Source organism: Alcanivorax sp. DP30 (genome assembly GCF_009882945.1).
GTDB lineage: Bacteria > Pseudomonadota > Gammaproteobacteria > Pseudomonadales > Alcanivoracaceae > Alcanivorax.
On the sequence record NZ_WTUY01000004.1, the window covers coordinates 336515 to 354951 of the forward strand.

The 18437-nt window shown below is 58.2% G+C and carries 15 protein-coding genes and 1 tRNA gene; 4 read left to right on the forward strand and 12 right to left on the reverse strand.

Going from position 1 to position 18437, the window contains the following annotated elements:
- Positions 1 to 125 precede the first annotated feature (125 nt).
- Positions 126 to 1154: an AraC family transcriptional regulator gene (locus GQF00_RS07830; RefSeq protein ID WP_161318612.1), complete on the reverse strand. Its 1029-nt coding sequence runs from the start codon at positions 1152 to 1154 to the stop codon at positions 126 to 128.
- A 136-nt stretch (positions 1155 to 1290) separates the two neighbouring features.
- Here GQF00_RS07830 and GQF00_RS07835 point away from each other — a divergent pair, with 136 nt between their 5' ends.
- Positions 1291 to 2355, forward strand: coding sequence for a fatty acid desaturase (locus tag GQF00_RS07835; RefSeq protein ID WP_202560426.1), 1065 nt, complete (start codon positions 1291 to 1293; stop codon positions 2353 to 2355).
- Between the two features lie 200 nt (positions 2356 to 2555).
- Here the strand turns inward: GQF00_RS07835 and GQF00_RS07840 are convergent, their stop codons facing one another.
- Positions 2556 to 3245 (reverse strand): 16S rRNA pseudouridine(516) synthase, encoded by a 690-nt coding sequence (locus tag GQF00_RS07840; RefSeq protein WP_161319190.1) that lies wholly within the window; start codon positions 3243 to 3245, stop codon positions 2556 to 2558.
- A gap of 177 nt (positions 3246 to 3422) precedes the next feature.
- Between GQF00_RS07840 and rep the strand changes: the two genes are divergently transcribed.
- Positions 3423 to 5444, forward strand: coding sequence for a DNA helicase Rep (rep, locus tag GQF00_RS07845; RefSeq protein ID WP_161318613.1), 2022 nt, complete (start codon positions 3423 to 3425; stop codon positions 5442 to 5444).
- A 180-nt stretch (positions 5445 to 5624) separates the two neighbouring features.
- On the opposite strand, the gene GQF00_RS07850 is transcribed toward rep, so the two are convergent.
- Positions 5625 to 6056: a YqaA family protein gene (locus GQF00_RS07850; protein WP_161318614.1), complete on the reverse strand. Its 432-nt coding sequence runs from the start codon at positions 6054 to 6056 to the stop codon at positions 5625 to 5627.
- A gap of 650 nt (positions 6057 to 6706) precedes the next feature.
- Between GQF00_RS07850 and ggpS the strand changes: the two genes are divergently transcribed.
- Positions 6707 to 8989: a glucosylglycerol-phosphate synthase gene (gene ggpS / locus GQF00_RS07855; RefSeq protein WP_161318615.1), complete on the forward strand. Its 2283-nt coding sequence runs from the start codon at positions 6707 to 6709 to the stop codon at positions 8987 to 8989.
- Positions 8990 to 9175: 186 nt separating this feature from the next.
- Here ggpS and GQF00_RS07860 read toward each other — a convergent pair whose 3' ends face one another.
- From GQF00_RS07860 to GQF00_RS07895, 8 genes are all read right to left on the reverse strand, one after another.
- The gene (locus GQF00_RS07860; RefSeq protein WP_161318616.1) at positions 9176 to 9847 is read right to left on the reverse strand and encodes a hypothetical protein; all 672 of its coding nucleotides are present in this window, start codon (positions 9845 to 9847) and stop codon (positions 9176 to 9178) included.
- Between the two features lie 91 nt (positions 9848 to 9938).
- Positions 9939 to 10574, reverse strand: coding sequence for a hypothetical protein (locus tag GQF00_RS07865; RefSeq protein WP_161318617.1), 636 nt, complete (start codon positions 10572 to 10574; stop codon positions 9939 to 9941).
- A 413-nt stretch (positions 10575 to 10987) separates the two neighbouring features.
- Complete coding sequence (locus GQF00_RS07870; RefSeq protein WP_161318618.1) at positions 10988 to 11347, reverse strand: cytochrome c5 family protein; 360 nt, start codon at positions 11345 to 11347, stop codon at positions 10988 to 10990.
- 2 nt (positions 11348 to 11349) lie between these two features.
- Positions 11350 to 11808, reverse strand: coding sequence for a cytochrome c5 family protein (locus GQF00_RS07875; protein WP_161319191.1), 459 nt, complete (start codon positions 11806 to 11808; stop codon positions 11350 to 11352).
- Positions 11809 to 11980: 172 nt separating this feature from the next.
- The gene (locus GQF00_RS07880) at positions 11981 to 14575 is read right to left on the reverse strand and encodes a CHASE2 domain-containing protein (protein ID WP_161318619.1); all 2595 of its coding nucleotides are present in this window, start codon (positions 14573 to 14575) and stop codon (positions 11981 to 11983) included.
- Between the two features lie 3 nt (positions 14576 to 14578).
- Positions 14579 to 15703, reverse strand: a complete 1125-nt coding sequence (locus tag GQF00_RS07885) for a FecR domain-containing protein (protein WP_161318620.1) — start codon at positions 15701 to 15703, stop codon at positions 14579 to 14581.
- Positions 15704 to 15738: 35 nt separating this feature from the next.
- Positions 15739 to 16428 (reverse strand): response regulator transcription factor, encoded by a 690-nt coding sequence (locus GQF00_RS07890; protein ID WP_161318621.1) that lies wholly within the window; start codon positions 16426 to 16428, stop codon positions 15739 to 15741.
- Positions 16429 to 16579: 151 nt separating this feature from the next.
- Positions 16580 to 16909, reverse strand: a complete 330-nt coding sequence (locus GQF00_RS07895) for a multidrug efflux SMR transporter (protein WP_161318622.1) — start codon at positions 16907 to 16909, stop codon at positions 16580 to 16582.
- A gap of 275 nt (positions 16910 to 17184) precedes the next feature.
- Here GQF00_RS07895 and GQF00_RS07900 point away from each other — a divergent pair.
- Positions 17185 to 17261: transfer RNA gene (locus tag GQF00_RS07900), tRNA-Arg, on the forward strand.
- 81 nt (positions 17262 to 17342) lie between these two features.
- On the opposite strand, the gene GQF00_RS07905 is transcribed toward GQF00_RS07900, so the two are convergent.
- Entirely contained in the window at positions 17343 to 18359 is a 1017-nt protein-coding gene (locus GQF00_RS07905) for an AraC family transcriptional regulator (protein ID WP_161318623.1), read from the reverse strand.
- Between the last annotated feature and the right edge of the window lie 78 nt (positions 18360 to 18437).

Below are 18437 nucleotides of genomic sequence, written 5' to 3' on the forward strand. Positions count from 1 at the left end.
GCAACACGGGGTATGACCTCATCATTTGGAACGCCGTGCCCGCGCACCGCCTCACTCACGATTCGCGGGCAGGGCATTGCAGATAGTCAAGGCCTTGCACGCGTTGCAGCTTGTAGCTTGTGTTATTACGGCTGGAAATGACTGGGCGGGTGCCCGGTCCATTTGCGGAAGGCCCGGGCGAAGTTGCTGGGGTCGGCATAGCCCAGGCGGTTGGCCACCTGCTGGACGGTGATATTGGCCTGAAGATAACCCATGGCCTTGGTCATGCGCACCTCTTCCAGCAGTGAGCGGTAACTCACGCCCAGCGCATTGAGATAGCGACGCAGGGTGCGGGAGGTCACGTGGAAATTACTGGCCAGCTGTTCCAGGCTGGGCAACATCCCTTCCGCCTGCATCAGACGGGCACGCACCCGGCTGGCCCAGTCCTGGTCCGCTTCCAGGCGCTGCAATTCTTCCTCGCATTTCTGCGCGGCCATTTGCCGGGACGCCGGGTCGGACAGTGTGAAGGGCTCGTTGAGCAAGCGGGTCGGCAAACGTAACGCCGCCACTTCAGCGCCGAACTCCACGGGCATGCCCAGCAGCTCGCCATAAAGGTGTGCATGTTCCGGGGCTGCGTAAGGGAGCTCCAGCACGGCGCCCTGGAAACGGTCGCCCAGCAGGTAACGAATACCCCCCACCACGGCCGCCACCACCACTTCCAGGTAGGTCTCACGAATATCGCCCAGCGGCATGCTTTCGATCAGACAGAAACGCACCCCGGTGCTCACCGGTTCGATACGCGGCACACACAGACGAGTACGGGTACGGAAGTAGCGTTCCAGCAGACGCAGGGCGTCGCCCAGGTCAGGGCTGCTGATGGCAGCATAGCCCAGCAGGCCATGGGCGGTCAGCGTCAGTTGCTGGCCCAGCTTCAGGCCCAGGGCCGGATTACCGGTCATGTCGCGCGCGCCCACCATTACCCTGCGGAACTGCTCGAAGCGCAGTGCCGGTTCGGGGTTATAGACTTCGTCCTTGCTCAGGCCCACACGATTGAGCAAGCGCCGGGTATCAATACCAAGCTCGCCAATCAGCTCAACCAGGTTCCGCACGTAATTGACGGGTACCGGGGAGCGGCCTGTGCCGGGGTCCAACTGGATGAAACGTTCACGACTCATGGGACCATTATACGCCACATTGCATGCTTGTCCGAAAATGACCGATAACTGTCCAGCCCTGCACTTCGACTGGACACAACTGTTCACCAGAATGCCTGCCATCAGAAGATTTCGGCCGATCCGCCAAGGACAGAGCATGAGCACAGAAACACCGACCTACAGCCGCCAGTTTGGCGCGGATGACGCCCGCGCCATCCGCGATGCCGTCAAGAAAGATCTGGGCCCCGCGGCCTTCAAGGCCCGCCCACAACGTGCCCTGTGGTTTATCCCCATGACCGCCATCATCGTCGGCAGCATTGCCAGCATTCTCGCCTTTGACCTGCCCTGGTGGGGCAACCTGCTGCTCAGCCTGCTGGCCGGCCATACCCTGGCCTGCCAGGCCCTGCTGGCCCACGAGGTGCTGCACGGCGCCCTGGGTATGAGCCGGCGCATGCAGGATACCCTGGGCTGGATGGGCTTTGGCCCGGCCATGGTGCCACCGGAGTTCTGGCGCCGCTGGCACAACGTGGCCCATCATGCCCACACCAACCTGGGCGACAAGGACCCGGATTCCTTCGGCACCATGGTGCGCTATGAGAAGTATCCGAAGATGGCCAGTTTCACCAAACCGGCCCCGGGCAGCGGCACCTGGTACAGCTTCCTGTTCCTGTTTTATTCCTTCATGTTCCACGCCCAGCTGGTGTTGTGGATGCAGACCCGCCGCCGTGACGAGTTCAAGGGCTTCAACCGTCGCAAGGCCATCACCCAGTCCCTGCTGTGCGGTGCCGCCTGGATCGCCCTGGCCATCGCCTCCGGGCCACTGGCCGTCTTCACCGTGCTGATCCCGCTGATGATTCTGAACTTCATCGGCCAGAGCTACATCCTCACTAACCACATGCTGCGCCCGCAGATGGACAACAACCATCCGGTGGACAATTCCATGAGTGTGCGCGCCTGGCGCTGGATCGACCCGCTGCATTTCCACTTCAGCCATCACGTGGAACATCACCTGTTCCCGAAAATGGGCTCCGACCAGGCCCCCAAGGTCCGCGCCTGGCTGCAACGGGAAATGCCAGATCGCTACGTGTGCCCCAGCCATGTGAAAGCCGTGGCGATGCTCTACAAGACGCCGCGAGTCTACAAGGATGCCAAAACCCTGATCGACCCACTGAATCCGGAACGCACCGTGGACGTGATGGAACTGCAGGGGCAGTTGGGCTGAGAAATTTTTACCACAGAGAGCACTGAGTTCACTGAGGAAAACCTTCATTACCCCAAAACCGTAGGGCGGAAATTTCCGAAAGGAAATCTCCGCCTTTTTTATGGCTCATCGCGTATTTGCGGGAAAGGGCCGATTTAATCCTCTCACCTTCCCGCAGGAGGTTGCCTGCAAGCTCCTGCAGCAGCCCCGTAGAAACCGCCTCAGATACTGGCGATCTCTTCTTCCGTCAGCACCCGAAACTCCCCCGGCGCCAGACCCGCATCCAGCGCGATCTCACCGATCTGTTCCCGGTGCAGCCCCACCACCTTGTTGCCCCGGGCAGCCAACATGCGTTTGACCTGGTGATAGCGCCCTTCGCTAATCGTAAGCAGCAATTCGCACTCACTCACCCGCTCCGCCTGTGCCGGCAGGGTGGGCTTGTCCTCACCACGTAGCAGAATGCCCTCTCGCAGCGCCTGCAGATCCTCATCACTGACCGGTTCTGCGCATTGCACCCGGTAGCGTTTGCCACAGACATGGTTAGGCGAGGTCAGCCGGTGGGACCAATCACCATCACTGGTGAGCAGCACCAGCCCGGTAGTATCCCGATCCAGCCGCCCGGCAGGGTGCAAATCCCGGCGCAGCTCGGCGGGTATCAGATCCAGCACCGTGCGATGCTCGCCGTCCTCCGTGGCGCTCACCACTCCGTCCGGCTTGTGCAGCATCAGGTAGCGATGGCCCGGCAATTGCACCGGTTCGTCATGGAGCCACACCGCCTGGCCCTCGGCCAGCCGGGTATTGGCCTTGGGCCGGGCCTCACCCTCCACCCGGACCGCACCCTTGCCGATCAATATTTTTACCTGCTTGCGGCTCAGGCCCGTACTGTGGGCCAGAAAGAAATCAAGGCGCATGACCATGGTGACACTGACAACCTGTTCAGGCCTGACCCGGCCCCACTGGGGCGCCGCCGGTGCAGGCAAAATCCTTCGATCAACTGACACCCGGTATCTGGAGTGCAGCCACTACGCTGGTATCATACCCGCCTTTGGCACACATGCCCGAACACCCCAAACCCGGATACACGCCCAATGAGTAAACTCAATCCCCGTCAGCAGGAAGCCGTGGACTACGCCGATGGTCCCCTGCTGGTACTCGCTGGCGCGGGCTCCGGGAAAACCAGCGTGATCACCCGCAAGATCGCCTGGCTGATCCAGGAACGGGGCATGTCAGCGCGCCATATTGCCGCGGTGACCTTCACCAACAAGGCGGCCCGGGAAATGAAGGAGCGGGTGCAGTCACTGGTCAGCCGTGATCTGACCCGCGGCCTGATCGTCTCCACCTTCCACAACCTGGGCCTGCGCATCCTCAAGTCCGAACTCAAGGCCTGCGGTCTGCGCAATGGTTTTTCCATTCTCGATGGCGCCGACAGCAAGGAAATCCTCAAGGAAATTCTCCGCCAGGGCGATTCGGAAAAAGATCTGGATGCGGTGGACGCCATCCACAAACGTATCTCTGATTGGAAGAACGCCCTGGTGCTGCCTGAGCAGGCCGTCAGCACTGCGGATTCTGACGAAGCCCTGCGCGCCGCCATGGCCTATGGCGGCTACGACCGCATGCTGCGGGTGTGCAACGCGGTGGACTTCGACGACCTGATCCTGATGCCCGCGCGCATGTTCAAGGAGCAGCCGCGCATTCTGGAAAAGTGGCGCAACCGCATCCAGTACCTGCTGGTGGATGAATACCAGGACACCAACGGCGCCCAGTATGAGCTGGTAAAAATGCTCACCCTTCCGGAAGGCAAGTTCACCGTGGTAGGCGACGACGACCAGTCCATTTATGCCTGGCGCGGTGCCCGCCCGGAAAACCTGGAGCAGCTACAGGAAGATTGGCCGACGCTAAAGGTCGTAAAACTGGAACAGAACTACCGCTCCACCGGACGCATCCTGAAAGCGGCCAACACCGTTATCGCCAACAACCCCCACGTGTTCGACAAGAGCCTGTGGTCCGATTATGGCTACGGCGAACCGCTGCGCTTTTCTGCCCTGCGTGACGAAGATGCCGAAACCGAATGGATTGCCAGCGACATCTTCCATCGCCGCCTGCAGCAAGGCCTCAAGTGGAAAGACTTTGCTATTCTCTATCGCGGCAACTTCCAGTCACGGATTCTGGAAATGAAGCTGCAAAGCCTGTCGATCCCCTACAAGGTGTCCGGCGGCACCAGCTTTTTCTCGCGCAGCGAAATCAAGGATCTGATGTGCTACCTGCGCCTGCTGGTGAACCCGGATGACGACAACGCCTTCCTGCGTATCATCAACACGCCGCGCCGGGAGATCGGCCCTACCACCCTGGAAAAACTGGCCACCTGGGCACTCAAACGCGAGCAGGGGCTTTACCATGTGTGCGATGACTTTGCTCTCGGCGAAGTCATGGCCCCCAAGTCCGCGGAGAAACTGCAAAAGTTCAAGGCGTGGCTGGATGCCAAACGGGAATTCTGTTTTGGCCAGAACAGCCTGCAAGCCGTCAACGAACTGATCAGTGACATCGATTACGAAGGCTGGCTGATGCAGAACGCCTCCAGCCCGCGGATCGGTGAAAAACGCATCGAGAATGTCTGGCAACTGGTGCGCAGCATCGAACGCATGCTGGAAAAACAGGAAGAAGAAGAGGACGGCGCCAGCGACCTGGAAACCGTCATCAAGAAACTGGTGCTGCTGGACATGCTCGAACAGCAGGAAGAGGAAGACGATTCTGATCGGGTCCAGCTGATGACCCTGCATGCGTCAAAGGGTCTCGAGTTCCCCCACGTCTACATGATGGGCGTGGAAGAAGAACTGCTGCCCCACCGCACCAGCATCGAAGAAGACAATATTGTGGAAGAGCGACGACTGATGTACGTGGGCATCACCCGCGCCCGCGAAACGCTCGCCATGACCCAGGCACTGACCCGCAAGCAATACGGCGAACGCATCGATACCTCTGCCAGCCGCTTCATCGACGAAATTCCCCAGGACGATATCGACTATCTGGGCATTGGCGTCATCAAGGATGAAGCCCAGGAAGACGCTGTTGCCGAAGCCAGCATCGCCAACCTGCGCGCCCTGCTGGATTAAACCCCAGCCGATTTCTGCAGGCGTTTCCTTCAAGGGGACGAACCTCGCACAGCGAGGAAATCAGTTTCGAAAAGCAAGTTTCGAGTTGCGAAAATCAAATGCACAAACACCCGCTATTTGCAGGGCACGATTTTGCTTTTCGCTACTCGCTTCTCGTAGCTCGTAGCTGAAAGCTAGTCTCTACCCCGCCATCCACGCCACCACCACATAGCGCAGAAACTTCCCCACCGTCACCAACAACACAAACCACAACAGCCGCACCCTCAGCACGCCCGCCACCACCGTCAATGGATCACCAATAATTGGCGCCCAGGCAAGACACAGCGACCACACCCCGTACTTCCTGAAACGCGTCTCTGCCGATAAAAACTCCGCCTCCGACATTCTTAACCAACGCCGGATCACGGCCACCCCGGCCCAATAGCCCAATGCAAAATTCACCAGCGCACCCAGCACATTGCCCAGCGTGGCCACGGCCACCAGGGATGCCGGCGACATGCCATTGAGCAACAAGGCCACCAACACCACCTCGGAACTCAACGGCAACACCGTTGCCGCCAGAAACGCCGACAAGAACAGTCCGATGTGCCCCAACTCGGTGAAATATTCCATCAATGTGATAGCAACCTTTTGTTCCTACTGAGGGAGAGCCCGCAGGCACCCAGCAAACGCGCACCGACAGCTGTAAGAGTTCCCTTCCAGGGGACGAATCGAGCGCATCGAGGCGACCAAAGGGAGTATTTCTTCAAAGCCCGCCAAGCCCTGCAACGCCGGATCGCCCTACGATCGATGCCGTACTGCGTACGGTTCGTCCCTCAAGAGAAACTCCTACATTGGCTCCGTAGTAATGCAGCCGCGTTTCTGGCGCCATCATCATGCACCACCACCAGAAAACGCCCCGCCAACACCCACAACAACACCCGCAATCCCTGCAACCTTTCCGTCATCGCCAACCCGATACAACGTAGATACCCATTTTTTTGTAACCACCGCCATCCCGCGCTGCACCTGCCTTTAAGGCGTCATCAAAAACACGGCCCACAGACAGAAAACACCCTCCCGGCACAGATTATGCAGTACTACTCTCAGGAAACAGATTGCCAGTTAGCACCCCGGTGCCGGCACATGTTCCTTTCGATGCGGAATCACCTCCAGCATCCGGCTGCTAATTTGGCAATGCGTACTGACTCTGAATGGCTTGTTTTGAGTCAGCGCTATTGTGAACTCGCAATACTGGTAACTGGCCGCTACGCGAGGTAATTATGCTTTTAGCAACGGATCTTGACGGTACTTTTCTGGGTGGTGATGAGGAAAGCCGGAACAGACTTTATCAACTGATCACCGCCCATCCGGATATTGACCTGGTTTTTGTCACCGGACGCGGCCTCGAGTCCGTGCTGCCTCTGCTCTCAGACCCCACCATTCCCGCGCCGCAATACATTATCTGCGATGTGGGTTGCACCATTGTGGATGGCAACACCCTGCAACCCGTACAACCCATTCAGGGGCATATTGATAACCTCTGGCCCGGCGAGCACATCGTTGGCAGCGCCGTCGAACAAGTGGCCGCCTCACTGCAACGCCAGGATGTTCCCCAGGAACGCCGCTGCTCCTATTTCTGTGATGCCGATGAAGTCGACATCACCCTGAAAACCCTGGTGGACGATCTGGGCTGCGACCTGCTCTATTCTGCTGACCGTTATCTGGACGTGCTCCCCAAAGGCATCAACAAGGGCAAAACCCTGCTCAACCTGGTGAAGCATCTCGGCATCTCCACCGAAAAAGTGCTGGTGGCCGGTGACACCCTGAACGACCTGTCCATGTACGAGCATGGCTTCAAGGGTGTCTGTGTTGGCGAATCTGAAACAGCGCTGCTGGACGCCACCGAAAACTGCACCCGCGTCATGCACGCCACCTCACCCGGTTGTGGCGGCATCCTGGAAGCCCTTGGCTATTTCGGTTTCATGGGCCCGGCCGGTATTGATACCGAGATCCGCGACATTACCAAGTCCGGCAAGGCCGATCTGGTAATCGTTTACCATCGCCTGCCTTATGAGGAATCCCTCATTGACGGGAAAGTGGTCCGCCATCGCCCCAAATCACCCAACGGCATCATCCCCACCCTGTTAAGCTTCTTTGATGACGACAAGGCCGGCTCCTGGGTGGCCTGGTCTGCTCACGATGGTGATCCCGCCCACTTCCAGACCCACACCGACGTGGATAGCGATCGTTATCCCAACCTGGTGGCGGCCCGTGTGCCGCTGAACAAGGACGATATCGACATCTTCTACAAGCGCTTCTCCAAGGAAGCCTTCTGGCCCACCCTGCACACCTTCTGGGAAAGAGCCAGCTTCAAGGAAGAACACTGGGAAGTGTTTCTCAGAGTGAACAAGCTGTTCGCCGAGCGGACCGCCGCCGAGGCTGCAGAAAACGCCACCGTCTGGATTCACGATTACAACCTGTGGATGGTGCCGGCCTACCTGCGCGAACTGCGCCCGGACGTGACCATTGCCTTCTTCCACCACACTTACTTCCCGTCGGCGGATGTCTTCAATGTGCTTCCGTGGCGGCGCGAGATTGTCGGCAGCTTGCTGCAGTGCGATTACATCGGTTTCCACATTCCCCGTCAGGCCGAAAACTTTGTCGATGTGGCCCGGGGCGTGACACCACTGGAGGTGGTCGAAAAGGTCGGCTGTGCGCCACGCTTCCTGACCTACGGCTGCGCGGTTGGCCTGGATGAAATGAGCAAGACCATCAAGGTGAATGATCGCTATATCGGGCTGGGTGCCCACCCGGTAGGTATCGACCTGAACCGCATTAAAACCGTGTTGGATGATCCCAAGTCGCAGCAACGCATGGCCGAACTGCGCGAACAGCTCAAGGACACGCGGCTTATTCTGTCTGTAGAACGTCTGGACTTTACCAAGGGCATTCTGGAGAAACTGGTGGCCTATGAGCGCCTGCTTACTGACAACCCGGAACTGATCGGCAAAGTCACCCTGCTGACGGTCTGCGTACCTGCCGCCAAGGAGATGCGCATCTACGATGAACTGCAACATCAGATTGAACAGACTGTCGGACGCATCAATGGTCAGTTCGCCAACGTCGGCTGGACCCCTGTGCAATTCTTTTTCCGTGCCTTTCCGTTTGAAGAACTGGTGAGCTACTACGCCATGGCCGATGTCATGTGGATTACCCCATTGCGCGATGGACTCAACCTGGTCTCCAAGGAATACGTGGCCACCCAGGGGCTCACCAAAGGCTGCGGTGTGCTGGTGCTGTCAGAATTCACCGGTGCCGCCGCCGAACTGCGCGGCGCCATCCTCACCAACCCCCACAATCCACTAGAGCTGGCCGAAACCTGCTACCTGGCACTTTCCATGAGCAGCACCGACGCCCGCGCGAGACTGGACGAGGCCTTTAGCGCGGTGCAGCACTATGACATCGACTACTGGGCCAACGATTTTCTCGAAAACGTGGAAAAGTTCAGTCGCTCGCCGAGTCCCCGAGTGAAGCTGGTCGATGCGTCAAACCAGGTTGCCTGAGGCGAGGAGGATGGCACTGAAAGCCCGGCTTTGCCGGGCTTTGTATCTCATCGAGGATCGACTACAGAGCAAGAAGTAAGGTGTCTACTTTTCTTGGGTAACTCGGGCACTTAACGCCCGCAGCACACGCGGGTTTGTAGTGAAGGCGTAGCCGTAACGGAAAACCCGTCGCTATGCCTTCGATTATTAAGTTTTCTCCAGCTCAAACCGAGTGTTCGGAATTAATTCTTTCTTTGCCATGATCTGGATGCGACCCAAATACTCCAAGGACGCCAAAAATTCTTCTAAGTCCATATTCGATTGATCAAAAAAATATTTCTGGTAGTCCGCACCAACAGAATATTCTGAGGCCTCCATACTTCCATTATTGATGGAGACCTTTCTTTCTGTGCCATCTGGGCCGACTAAAACTCCGCTGGCGGCAACCCCATTCTGGAAAGTGATGTGACCACACTCACATAATGTGTCGGAAACAATATGAGCCGTCGCATTATTAAAACGTGAGCTTAGCTGTCTGGCCGTGGCCACTGCAACAATTCGACTAATGTAAGCAGATAGATCTTGCTCTGCCGGTGACCCACCGAATTTTGAGAAAAGGTTAGACAAGAATCCAGTCTTCTGAGCTTTAGACGAAAAGGACGAGCGCAAAACGGGGTCCGGCCGATCCAAATAAAAGGCATCTTTATTTTGGAAAGCCACCATCGTAACGATAGTTTCGCCTTCACGCGGATCTCGATAGAAGACGCATGAGAAATTTATTGGATTCGAGAAGTTTATGATAACCCGCTGCATGGTTTCAGCGATATCTTCGAGCTTTGCTTCGCTTGTTATTCTCACTGCCCGAAATTTAGCGCCCAAATCCAACTCTCCTAAAACTTAACGCCAGCCGTAACCGGCATATATGTAGTGAGCAGCGCGAACGAAATATACGTCCGCGTTGACGGCCTTGTTAGCCATAAATGCTCTTGCGATGAAGGTGCGATAGCAGCAAGACCTCTCCTTCTTCACGCGAATCGGCAAGATTTTGTGACAACTCATCATCAAGATTATCGGATGGGTAAAGCTGTCGCTGTGCCTCGATGATCTGCGGCGAATCTGGAAAGTACGTATTGGAGAAGTCTTGAAGCAGGTCTAAATAAGCGTTGACGCGCTCTATCGATTCGGTAAGAGACCGACCAAAAGGCAAAAAACCCTCGTAAATTTTTGATCCTACTAAGATGCGAAGGTCAAGCATAGCTGACTCATATCGTTTTAATTCCTCTGCGAACTTTTCGATTTTTGCTTTATAACCTTCTGCCTCGGATAGACGCCACCTTTCATTTTCTGTGGTGTGCTCGATTTCTTCATCTGTGAATTGACGCTTGTCGTAAGGCCAAAGGGGTTGCCGGAGTGTACGGGCTGCCTTACAGACTAGATGACTTTCTTTCACGAGCTTTCTTGCCGCTGTGTAGAGTTCCTTTCCAACCAAATCCCTCTTCCAAGCCCTCACCCCGTAAACGCCAACAAAGATCGTCACGATTGCAGCCAACCCCAACAGGGCATCTTTGAGCAATGCAATCCATTCCTTGATTTCTGGATCCGGCAAGATTTGTTCCTCTTTTGGCTAACAGTTTATTCAGTTGCAGATGCGATATAACACTTTGCTGTATATCCCCGATCTTCTCGCCCGCAAAAAAGTACATCAAATTGCCTGCCAATCAGTGACTTACCCCTCAACCAGGAATCACCCTCAACCGACTTTTCTTGCACTTGCGTGTTGAACGGGAATGTTTACTCGGACTTTTCTTGCATCCGCTTTTTTGAAAAACCAATTTAGCTCAATCACTTACAAATTTATGTAAGCCATATCCTACAAATTCAACTTGCGCGCTGTTGAAAAACGGGAATTGAGAATGGTTTAGAAAGCCAGCAACAAGTGCTCACGCCAAAACGCGGGCACAGCATTACAGTCAGCACGACACCAAACCGCGCCTTGTAGCTTGCAGCTTGAAGCTGTGTTTACTTCGCCGCGCTCAACTGCAGCATATAGATAACGGCGTTGCGGATTTCCTGATCGGAACAGTCGTAGCAGTTGCCGCGGGGAGGCATGGCATTGATGCCATGGATGGCTTCCTGAACGAGGGTCTCGAAGCCCTCTTCTTCCACTTCGTGGGACCAGTACAGGCGATTGTGTTTGCCCACCTGGGGGGCGCCGGCGGCGCCACTGCCGTGGCAGTTGACGCAGTACTGGCGATACAACAACACCCCGCTGCGTCGTTCCGCCTGATCGGCGGTGGCAGTCGGGGCGCTGTTGGTGGATTCGCTATCCGAGCAGGCGGTGAGGATCAGGGCCGCCGCCGCGAACAGGATCCGGGTCAAACTTACTTGCTCTCGCCAACCATGTACTCGACGGCAGCCTTGATTTCGTCGTCAGAGCAAGTCATGCACATGCCTTTCGGGGGCATGGCGTTCAGGCCATTAATGGCGTGCTTGACCAAAGTGGCTTCGCCTTGGGCGATACGGGGTGCCCAGGCAGCCGCGTCGCCAGTCTTGGGAGCGCCAGCGGCGCCAGTGGCATGACAGGCTGCGCAGGCAGAGTTGTAGACGGCATCGCCGGAACGCGGGCCGCTGGCCACTTCAGCCTCAGCCGGGGCGGCGGTGCCACACTCTTCACCTTCCACACACACAGAACCGACCGGCTTGATACGCTCTTCGATGGCGCGGTCGCTGAACACGGAACGTTCACCCAGCGGGTAGGGGGAAATTTCCTTGGTGCTCTTGGCAGCCACATTGCCGGCGGCAAACAGGGCGGCAATCAGGACCAGGCTGGCTGTCAGCATCTTTTTCACAATTACACCTCTACTGTTCTGTGAGTCGCCTCGGGGGCGTGCGGTTGGCGATTATACCCGCTCAGGCCGTGGGGACAAAATGGCATCTTTTTGCGGCTTACGCCCAGGTAACAGGCAGGGTAGCGGAAATCCCTTATCGGGCGCCCCAAGTAGCCAAACTGCCTCAACCCATGTCAATGCGAGGTAAAACCAGGGTGAAGCGGCTGCCTTCGTTGACCACGCTGTGCACCCGGATTTCACCGCCATGGCGCTCGGTGACTACCTTGACGAATCGCAGCCCCATCCCCGCGCCGCGGACGCTGGCGCCGCCACTGGTACTGGCCCGGCTGAAGCGCTGGAACAGGCGCGCCTGGAATTCCGGAGGAATACCCACACCGCGGTCACGCACGTCGCAGCACACCTGATCATTCTCGGCATACAGGCGCACGTCCACAGAGCTGCCTTCATGACTGTATTTGATGGCGTTGGTGAGCAGATTGACGATCAGACGCTCCAGCAATTCATTGTTGCCCTGTACCCAGACATCCTGCTCGGGATCGTAATCAAAGCGCAGCCCGATGCCGCGTTGCTGGGCCTGAATCTGCACCTGGTCGATGGCGCTTTCCACCACGTCGAGCATGTCCTGCTCGTTCATTTCCACGGTTTCCACCGCTTCCACCCGGGCCAGCTGCAGGAATTGCTCGGCAATGTTCAGGTTCTTCTGGGCGTAGTGCTGAACGTTGTCCAGAAACTGGGGCAGCTCTTCCAGGGTGCTGCCCTGGCGCATTTTTTCAGTGAGGGCCAGCACCGAGACCATGGGTGAGCGCAGGTCGTGGGACAGGAAGTCGAGCATTTCCGAGCGCGTGCGCAGGGCCAGTTTGACCTCAGAGATATCCTTGAAGGACAGGATCATCATCCGCCCGGGGTTATCGCCGGCATGCACCAGCAGCATGTCCAGGTAGAGATCGGCACCCTGGCGATTGCGGCATTCCAGCTGGCTGCGGCCCTCTGCCAGGGTTTGCCGAAGCAGCACATCCCAGCTGTGTTCACGCAGTTCCAGCTCGCGCCCCATGTCGGTGACGGGAAAATCACCACTGTTCAGCCGCACGGCATCCACGCCCAGCAACAGGGCCGCCTGAGGATTGGCAAAGATGATGCCGCCACAGGCGTCGGCAATCACGACGCCTTCGCGGATCTGCGCCAGGGTCACCTGGAAGAACCGGGTCAGGGCTTCCTGACGCTCTTCTTCGCGGCGCAATCGTTCAATGTGGTTTTCCAGCACTTCGTAACGCGGGCCTGCGCTGGGCACCCCGGAGCGAATCCGCACCAGCATGGCATGGACCCAGTAATCATAGGTGTCCGCATCCAGCCCCTGATGCCACACCACTTGCAACTCGAAACGCCGCCCCTCATAGCGGAAGCGATACTGGCGCGCCAGAGACCCCTTCCATTGCGATGCGGCAAGGGCCTCGCCGCCGGATAGCTGCACATCCGGGCCATTGAGTTGCCAGGCCCGGACCGGCAGCACCTGGTCGAGCATCACGCCGAGCTGCTCCAGGGATGCCGAACGGGTAAGACGGCGATTCAGTTCGCTGTATTCCGCCAGCCTTTCCAGCGCCTTGCGCATATAGGACAGGGAGTATTCCAGACGACGCCAGGTCCACAGCGGGTAGGCCATCAGCGCCGCGGTCATGGCTGCAGCAGGTGGCAACCAGAGCCGCAGGGTAATCAGCATGATCATGCTCGCCAGCATGCAGGACAGCATGATGGCGGCCACCAGCGGAATGCTCCAGCGTGGCAGCACATAGGGCAGCAACAGCGGCGCCAGTAGAGCCAGCAGTGCGCTGAGGATCAGCACACTGGGCATGTTCAACTCGCGGATCAGACGATCATCACGCAGGGCGTCCAGCAGGTTGGCGTTGATTTCCACTCCCGCCATGAGCTCGCCGCTATTGGCCACCGGGGTGGGCAGCATATCGCCCAGCCCCGCCGCGGTGGCCCCCACCAACACAATGCGGTCACGAATCAGCTGTTCGGGGATCAGGTTTTCCAGCAGCTCCACCGCGGACACCTGGGGGTAACTGTTGGGGCCGCTAACAAAGGGGATGTAACGGTGATAGCGGCGCACGTTGGCGAGCCCGGAAAACTCCTCACCCTGATTCGATGGAAAGCGATTTTCTGCCAGCTCACCTTCGTGCACCAGCAGGGTCTGGGTGATATGTGGCCACCAGGCCTGGCCAATCCCGGAGCGCATGTATACCGAGCGGGCCACGCCATCCGCATCCAGCTCCAGGTCCACATGCCCCAGACCCGCAGCCGCGCGGGCAAAGGGCGAATAGGGCAACACCTCGATAAGCTGGCCTCCGGCACGCAATTGCTCCACATGCACGGGCAGATAGACATGGCCATTGGCCGTCATGGCCTGCACCAGGGCCTCATCGGATTCAGGGTTGTTGCGGTCCGGCTCGGAGAGAATCAGATCCATCAGCACCGCACGGGCGCCCATTTCAGTGAGGCGGTCGATCAGCTGCGCATGCACCTTGCGGTCCCAGGGCCAGCGACCAATTTCGCGCAGGCTGTATTCATCAATGCCGACAATCACCACATCACTGGCGGGCTCGTCTGGCAGGGTCTGCATGAGGTTGTCGTAGATGTAGCGATCAATGAACGACAGGGCACCACTAACGCTGAGCAATACACTCAGTGCAGCCACCAGCAGCAATACCGAGACGTGTTCGGCCAGATAGCGGCGCTGATCCAGCGTCAGGCGGCGGCGCATGTCTTACAGCGCCAGCATCAGGGCGACCCCGCCAATGAAAACCCAGAGATCCCAGGGCTTTTTCTTTTCCGGCTCGGGTTCGGGCAACGGCTCGGGTTGAACCACCGGTGGCGGTTCGGCGGGGGGCGGGGTAATGCGGATCGGCTGCCAGGCTTCTTCGCCCCGCAGACCATTGGCATCCACTGCACGCACCAACAGGCGGTATTGGCCCACCGGCAAATCCTGCTGCCAGCGGGTATCGGTGAGGAACTGCTGCCCCAGCAGGGCGCCATCGGGTTGCTGGTACCATTCCACCGCATACTGTTCGGCTTCGGCCTGGGCCGGCCAGACTGCCTCTGCACCGGTGTGAGATTCGGTGATTACCACGGCGGGGGCCGGAAGCAAGGCCACGGGCTCCATGGGCGGCTCATCCACGGCCGCCAGGGTGGCATAGCCGTCGGTCACTTCCCGGGTGGTTTCCCGGCCGGTGACATCCACCTGCCCTTCCAGCACTTCGTTACGGGTGGTCTCGGCACCATCCACCGAGAGATAGTATTCGGTACCGCGCACCGCCGCGACCACACCGGGGGTATAGACCTCAAACGTCGCTTCGTCCTGATCCTGGGGGGAAACAGTATTGCGGATGTTGCCACGCTGCAGCCGCAACTCGGTGCGCTCGCCTTTCTGGCCAAGAAAGCGCCGATACTGGTTAACCACCAGCAGGCTGGAAGGCTTGATCAGCACCACAGACTGGTCGGCGAAGTGCACCCGCACACTGCCATTCATGCCGGTTTCCAGGGCATCACCGAAAGCAATGGATTGCCCTTCCTGGACCAACAGCGGTTCACCACCTGATACGGGATAAAGCAGCACTTCTCCTTTCACCGCGTGAGCGGTGGCCGGGATGGGTTTTTCCTTGAGCCAGTCGATGGGCACCCGCAGGGTATTGCCGGGGCTAAGGCTATGGGGGTTATCGAGGCCGTTATAAGAGGCAAGTTCGCGCCAGCAGGCATCTGGCTGCTGGGCGAAGCGGTCACAGATCTTCCACAGGGAATCACCGGGCCGGAGGGTATACTGCCAATCCTCTTGCGCGCTGGCTGCCGAGGACAACAGTCCCAACAGCAACGCCATCCACAACCAACCCTTCATCTCACCCCTTCCTGAAACAGTTTTGCCTGTTCAGCTTATTCTTCGATCGGCTCCAGCCGATAGCCATGCTGATAGACAGTCTTGATACGGTAACCACGTTCCGGGCGGATCTGCAGGCTGCGGCGAATGCGGCTGATATGTACGTCCACCGTGCGCGATTCAATCGGCGTCATGATGCCCCATACCTTTTCCAGCAGGTGCGCACGACTCATCAGCTTGCCCACATTCTGGAACAGGTAACAGGCCAGTTCGAAATCCTTGTCGGTGAGTTTCACCGCTTCATCGTCCAGCAGGATCTGACGGCGGGCGCGATCCACTGTCCAGGGCCCCACCGAAAGCGAAGTTTCTTCATCCATTTCCGCTACCCCTGCCCGGCGCCCAAGGGCTGTGATCCGGGCCAGCAATTCCGCTTGCTTGGTCGGTTTTACCATGTAGTCATCCGCTCCGAGCGACAGTGCGCCGACAATCGAGGATTCATCATCACGCTGGGTGGCGAACAGTACCGGGGTTCGGTTGCCACTGGCTCGCACCTCTTCCAGCACGGCATAGCCATTCATGTCAGGCACTTCCCAATCCAGCAGGAGAATGTCGAAAGTATCGCGCCGCAACAGCGACATGAATTCTCGACCGCTGGAATGATGAATACAGTTGTGTCCCGCCTCCTTCAGCCAGTGGGTCACCAGCTCGGCCTGGGCCATATCATCTTCCAGATAAGCAATCCGCACGGTTTTCTCCATCTGTCTGCAGTCTGCAAGTGCCTGCAGAGACTAACGGTTCATCGAGGTATTAGCGGGAAAAAATTGTAAAATGCCAGCTACAGGCATTCGACACCAAAAGCCCGACAACGTCCAATACAACCCGCAATCTGCCCGACAATCACCCCACCTTCGCCGTCAACTTCAGGCCCACCACCCCGACAATAATCAGGGCCATGAAGGCCACCCGCGAGGCACTTAGCGGGTCGCTGAACCAGAGAATACCAATTACCGTGATACCCACTGCTCCCAATCCGGTCCATACCGCATAGGCCGTACCCACCGGAATGCCACGCATGGCATAGGACAACATCAGCATGTTGAGACCCGTCAGCACCAGAGACGTTCCAATGGACCACACTCCCGGCTGGGTCTGGATCCATTTCAGGCTCAGGGCCCAGGCGATTTCCACGATCACCGCCAGTAACAACACCACCCAATAGACGTTCATGCAGACGCTCCGTCATTCATCGGGCTCGAACAAAGACAGGATGCCGGAAACCCGCAAGAGACAACCTGCCAGAGAATACCCCGCACCAGAACAGTGCGGCGCGCAGATTATAGCCAACTGAAATCATTTCTGAAGATTCGCCGGTCAGGCCGTTGCTCGATCCATGGACGCCACCGCCACAAACGGCTATCATTCGCCGCCGTTGGATCCCCCAAGTTCCAGCCTTGCACAGCCAGGGTGTCAGAGCGACACCCCACCGCTGTGCAACATGTTCTGCGCCCGTAGCTCAGCTGGATAGAGCGTTGCCCTCCGGAGGCAAAGGTCAGAGGTTCGAATCCTCTCGGGCGTGCCATATGAAAAGGCCTCTCAATCGAGAGGCCTTTTTTATGTCTGTCACCAGGGCGACCAGGGTCATGTCAGCGTTGCAGGCTGCTCACGGCGCCCCCTCACTGCGGTATTCGCTCGGCGAGCAGCCCTGCCAGCGACGAAAGGCCCGCACAAATCCGCCCGCATCGGTATAGCCAAGATGGGCGGCAACTTCCTCGATTTTCATGCTGGTGCTGCTTAACAACTGCAGACCAAGCTGTTTGCGCTCATCGTCAACCAGATCCCGGTAACTGGTGCCCTCCTGTTCCAGCCTGCGCCGCAGACTGCGGGATGAGAGCGCCAGCGCGCTGGCCATGTCATTCAGGGATGCACCCAGGCCAAGGTCACCCAGCAGTTTCTGCCGTACCCGGCCAGCCACCCCGCTATTTTCCACGGTTTCCATGCGCTGCCGGCATTGCTGCTCCAACATCCCGGTCAGAGCAGCATCGAAACCGGGAAATGCCTGGCTGGCACCGGCCCGGTTAACCAGGATGCGATTGGCCGACGCATGAAACCGGGGAGCCACCCCGCACAGTGACGCCACGGTGTCGGCTGTCACGTCGGTGTCGCCGGTGAACTCCACCGCCTTGAACTCCACGCCCTGAAAGGTAATTTCGCGGATCAGGTTCAGGGCGGTGGCCATGTCCCGTTCCAGCAGGAACTGGCGCAGGTGCGCGGGAATCGGATCAGGATCGAACACCACCCCGAAGGCGTCATCTTCGTCACACATGGTGATCTGGCAGTAGGCGGTGCTCAGCGGCAGATAACGCAGCCCCAGGGAGGCCGCATCGCGCAGGGTGCGACAGGTGCGCAGGGCAAACCCCCAGACCCCGAAAGTGGCGAGATTGTATTGCAGCCCCAGATCAAAACCCGACGCCCCCACCTCAGGCAGCGCCAGCATCAGATTCTCTATCAGACGCATTTCCTGAGTACGGGAGACCAGACCCTCACCCTTGCTCAGGGCATCTTCCGTAATGCCGGTCCCCAGCAAACAGGTCTGCCGGTCTATACCGTTGCGCTGGGCAAAGTTGACCATGACCTGGGTGATGGCCACGGGATGCAGCTTGTCATCAGTTGTTTGCATTGGCCGTTACCGCCGCCACCGTTGCGAAACACTGTGGCCACTTTTTCAGGGTGAATGGCCACGGAGGCTATTCTGGTT

Coding starts and splice junctions, on each gene's coding strand:
- GQF00_RS07830 (WP_161318612.1), bottom strand. CDS start 1,154: ATGAGTCGTGAACGTTTCATCCAGTTGGACCCCGGCACAGGCCGCTCC.
- GQF00_RS07835 (WP_202560426.1), top strand. CDS start 1,291: ATGAGCACAGAAACACCGACCTACAGCCGCCAGTTTGGCGCGGATGAC.
- GQF00_RS07840 (WP_161319190.1), bottom strand. CDS start 3,245: ATGCGCCTTGATTTCTTTCTGGCCCACAGTACGGGCCTGAGCCGCAAG.
- rep (WP_161318613.1), top strand. CDS start 3,423: ATGAGTAAACTCAATCCCCGTCAGCAGGAAGCCGTGGACTACGCCGAT.
- GQF00_RS07850 (WP_161318614.1), bottom strand. CDS start 6,056: ATGGAATATTTCACCGAGTTGGGGCACATCGGACTGTTCTTGTCGGCG.
- ggpS (WP_161318615.1), top strand. CDS start 6,707: ATGCTTTTAGCAACGGATCTTGACGGTACTTTTCTGGGTGGTGATGAG.
- GQF00_RS07875 (WP_161319191.1), bottom strand. CDS start 11,808: ATGCTGACAGCCAGCCTGGTCCTGATTGCCGCCCTGTTTGCCGCCGGC.
- GQF00_RS07880 (WP_161318619.1), bottom strand. CDS start 14,575: ATGCGCCGCCGCCTGACGCTGGATCAGCGCCGCTATCTGGCCGAACAC.
- GQF00_RS07885 (WP_161318620.1), bottom strand. CDS start 15,703: ATGAAGGGTTGGTTGTGGATGGCGTTGCTGTTGGGACTGTTGTCCTCG.
- GQF00_RS07895 (WP_161318622.1), bottom strand. CDS start 16,909: ATGAACGTCTATTGGGTGGTGTTGTTACTGGCGGTGATCGTGGAAATC.
- GQF00_RS07905 (WP_161318623.1), bottom strand. CDS start 18,359: ATGCAAACAACTGATGACAAGCTGCATCCCGTGGCCATCACCCAGGTC.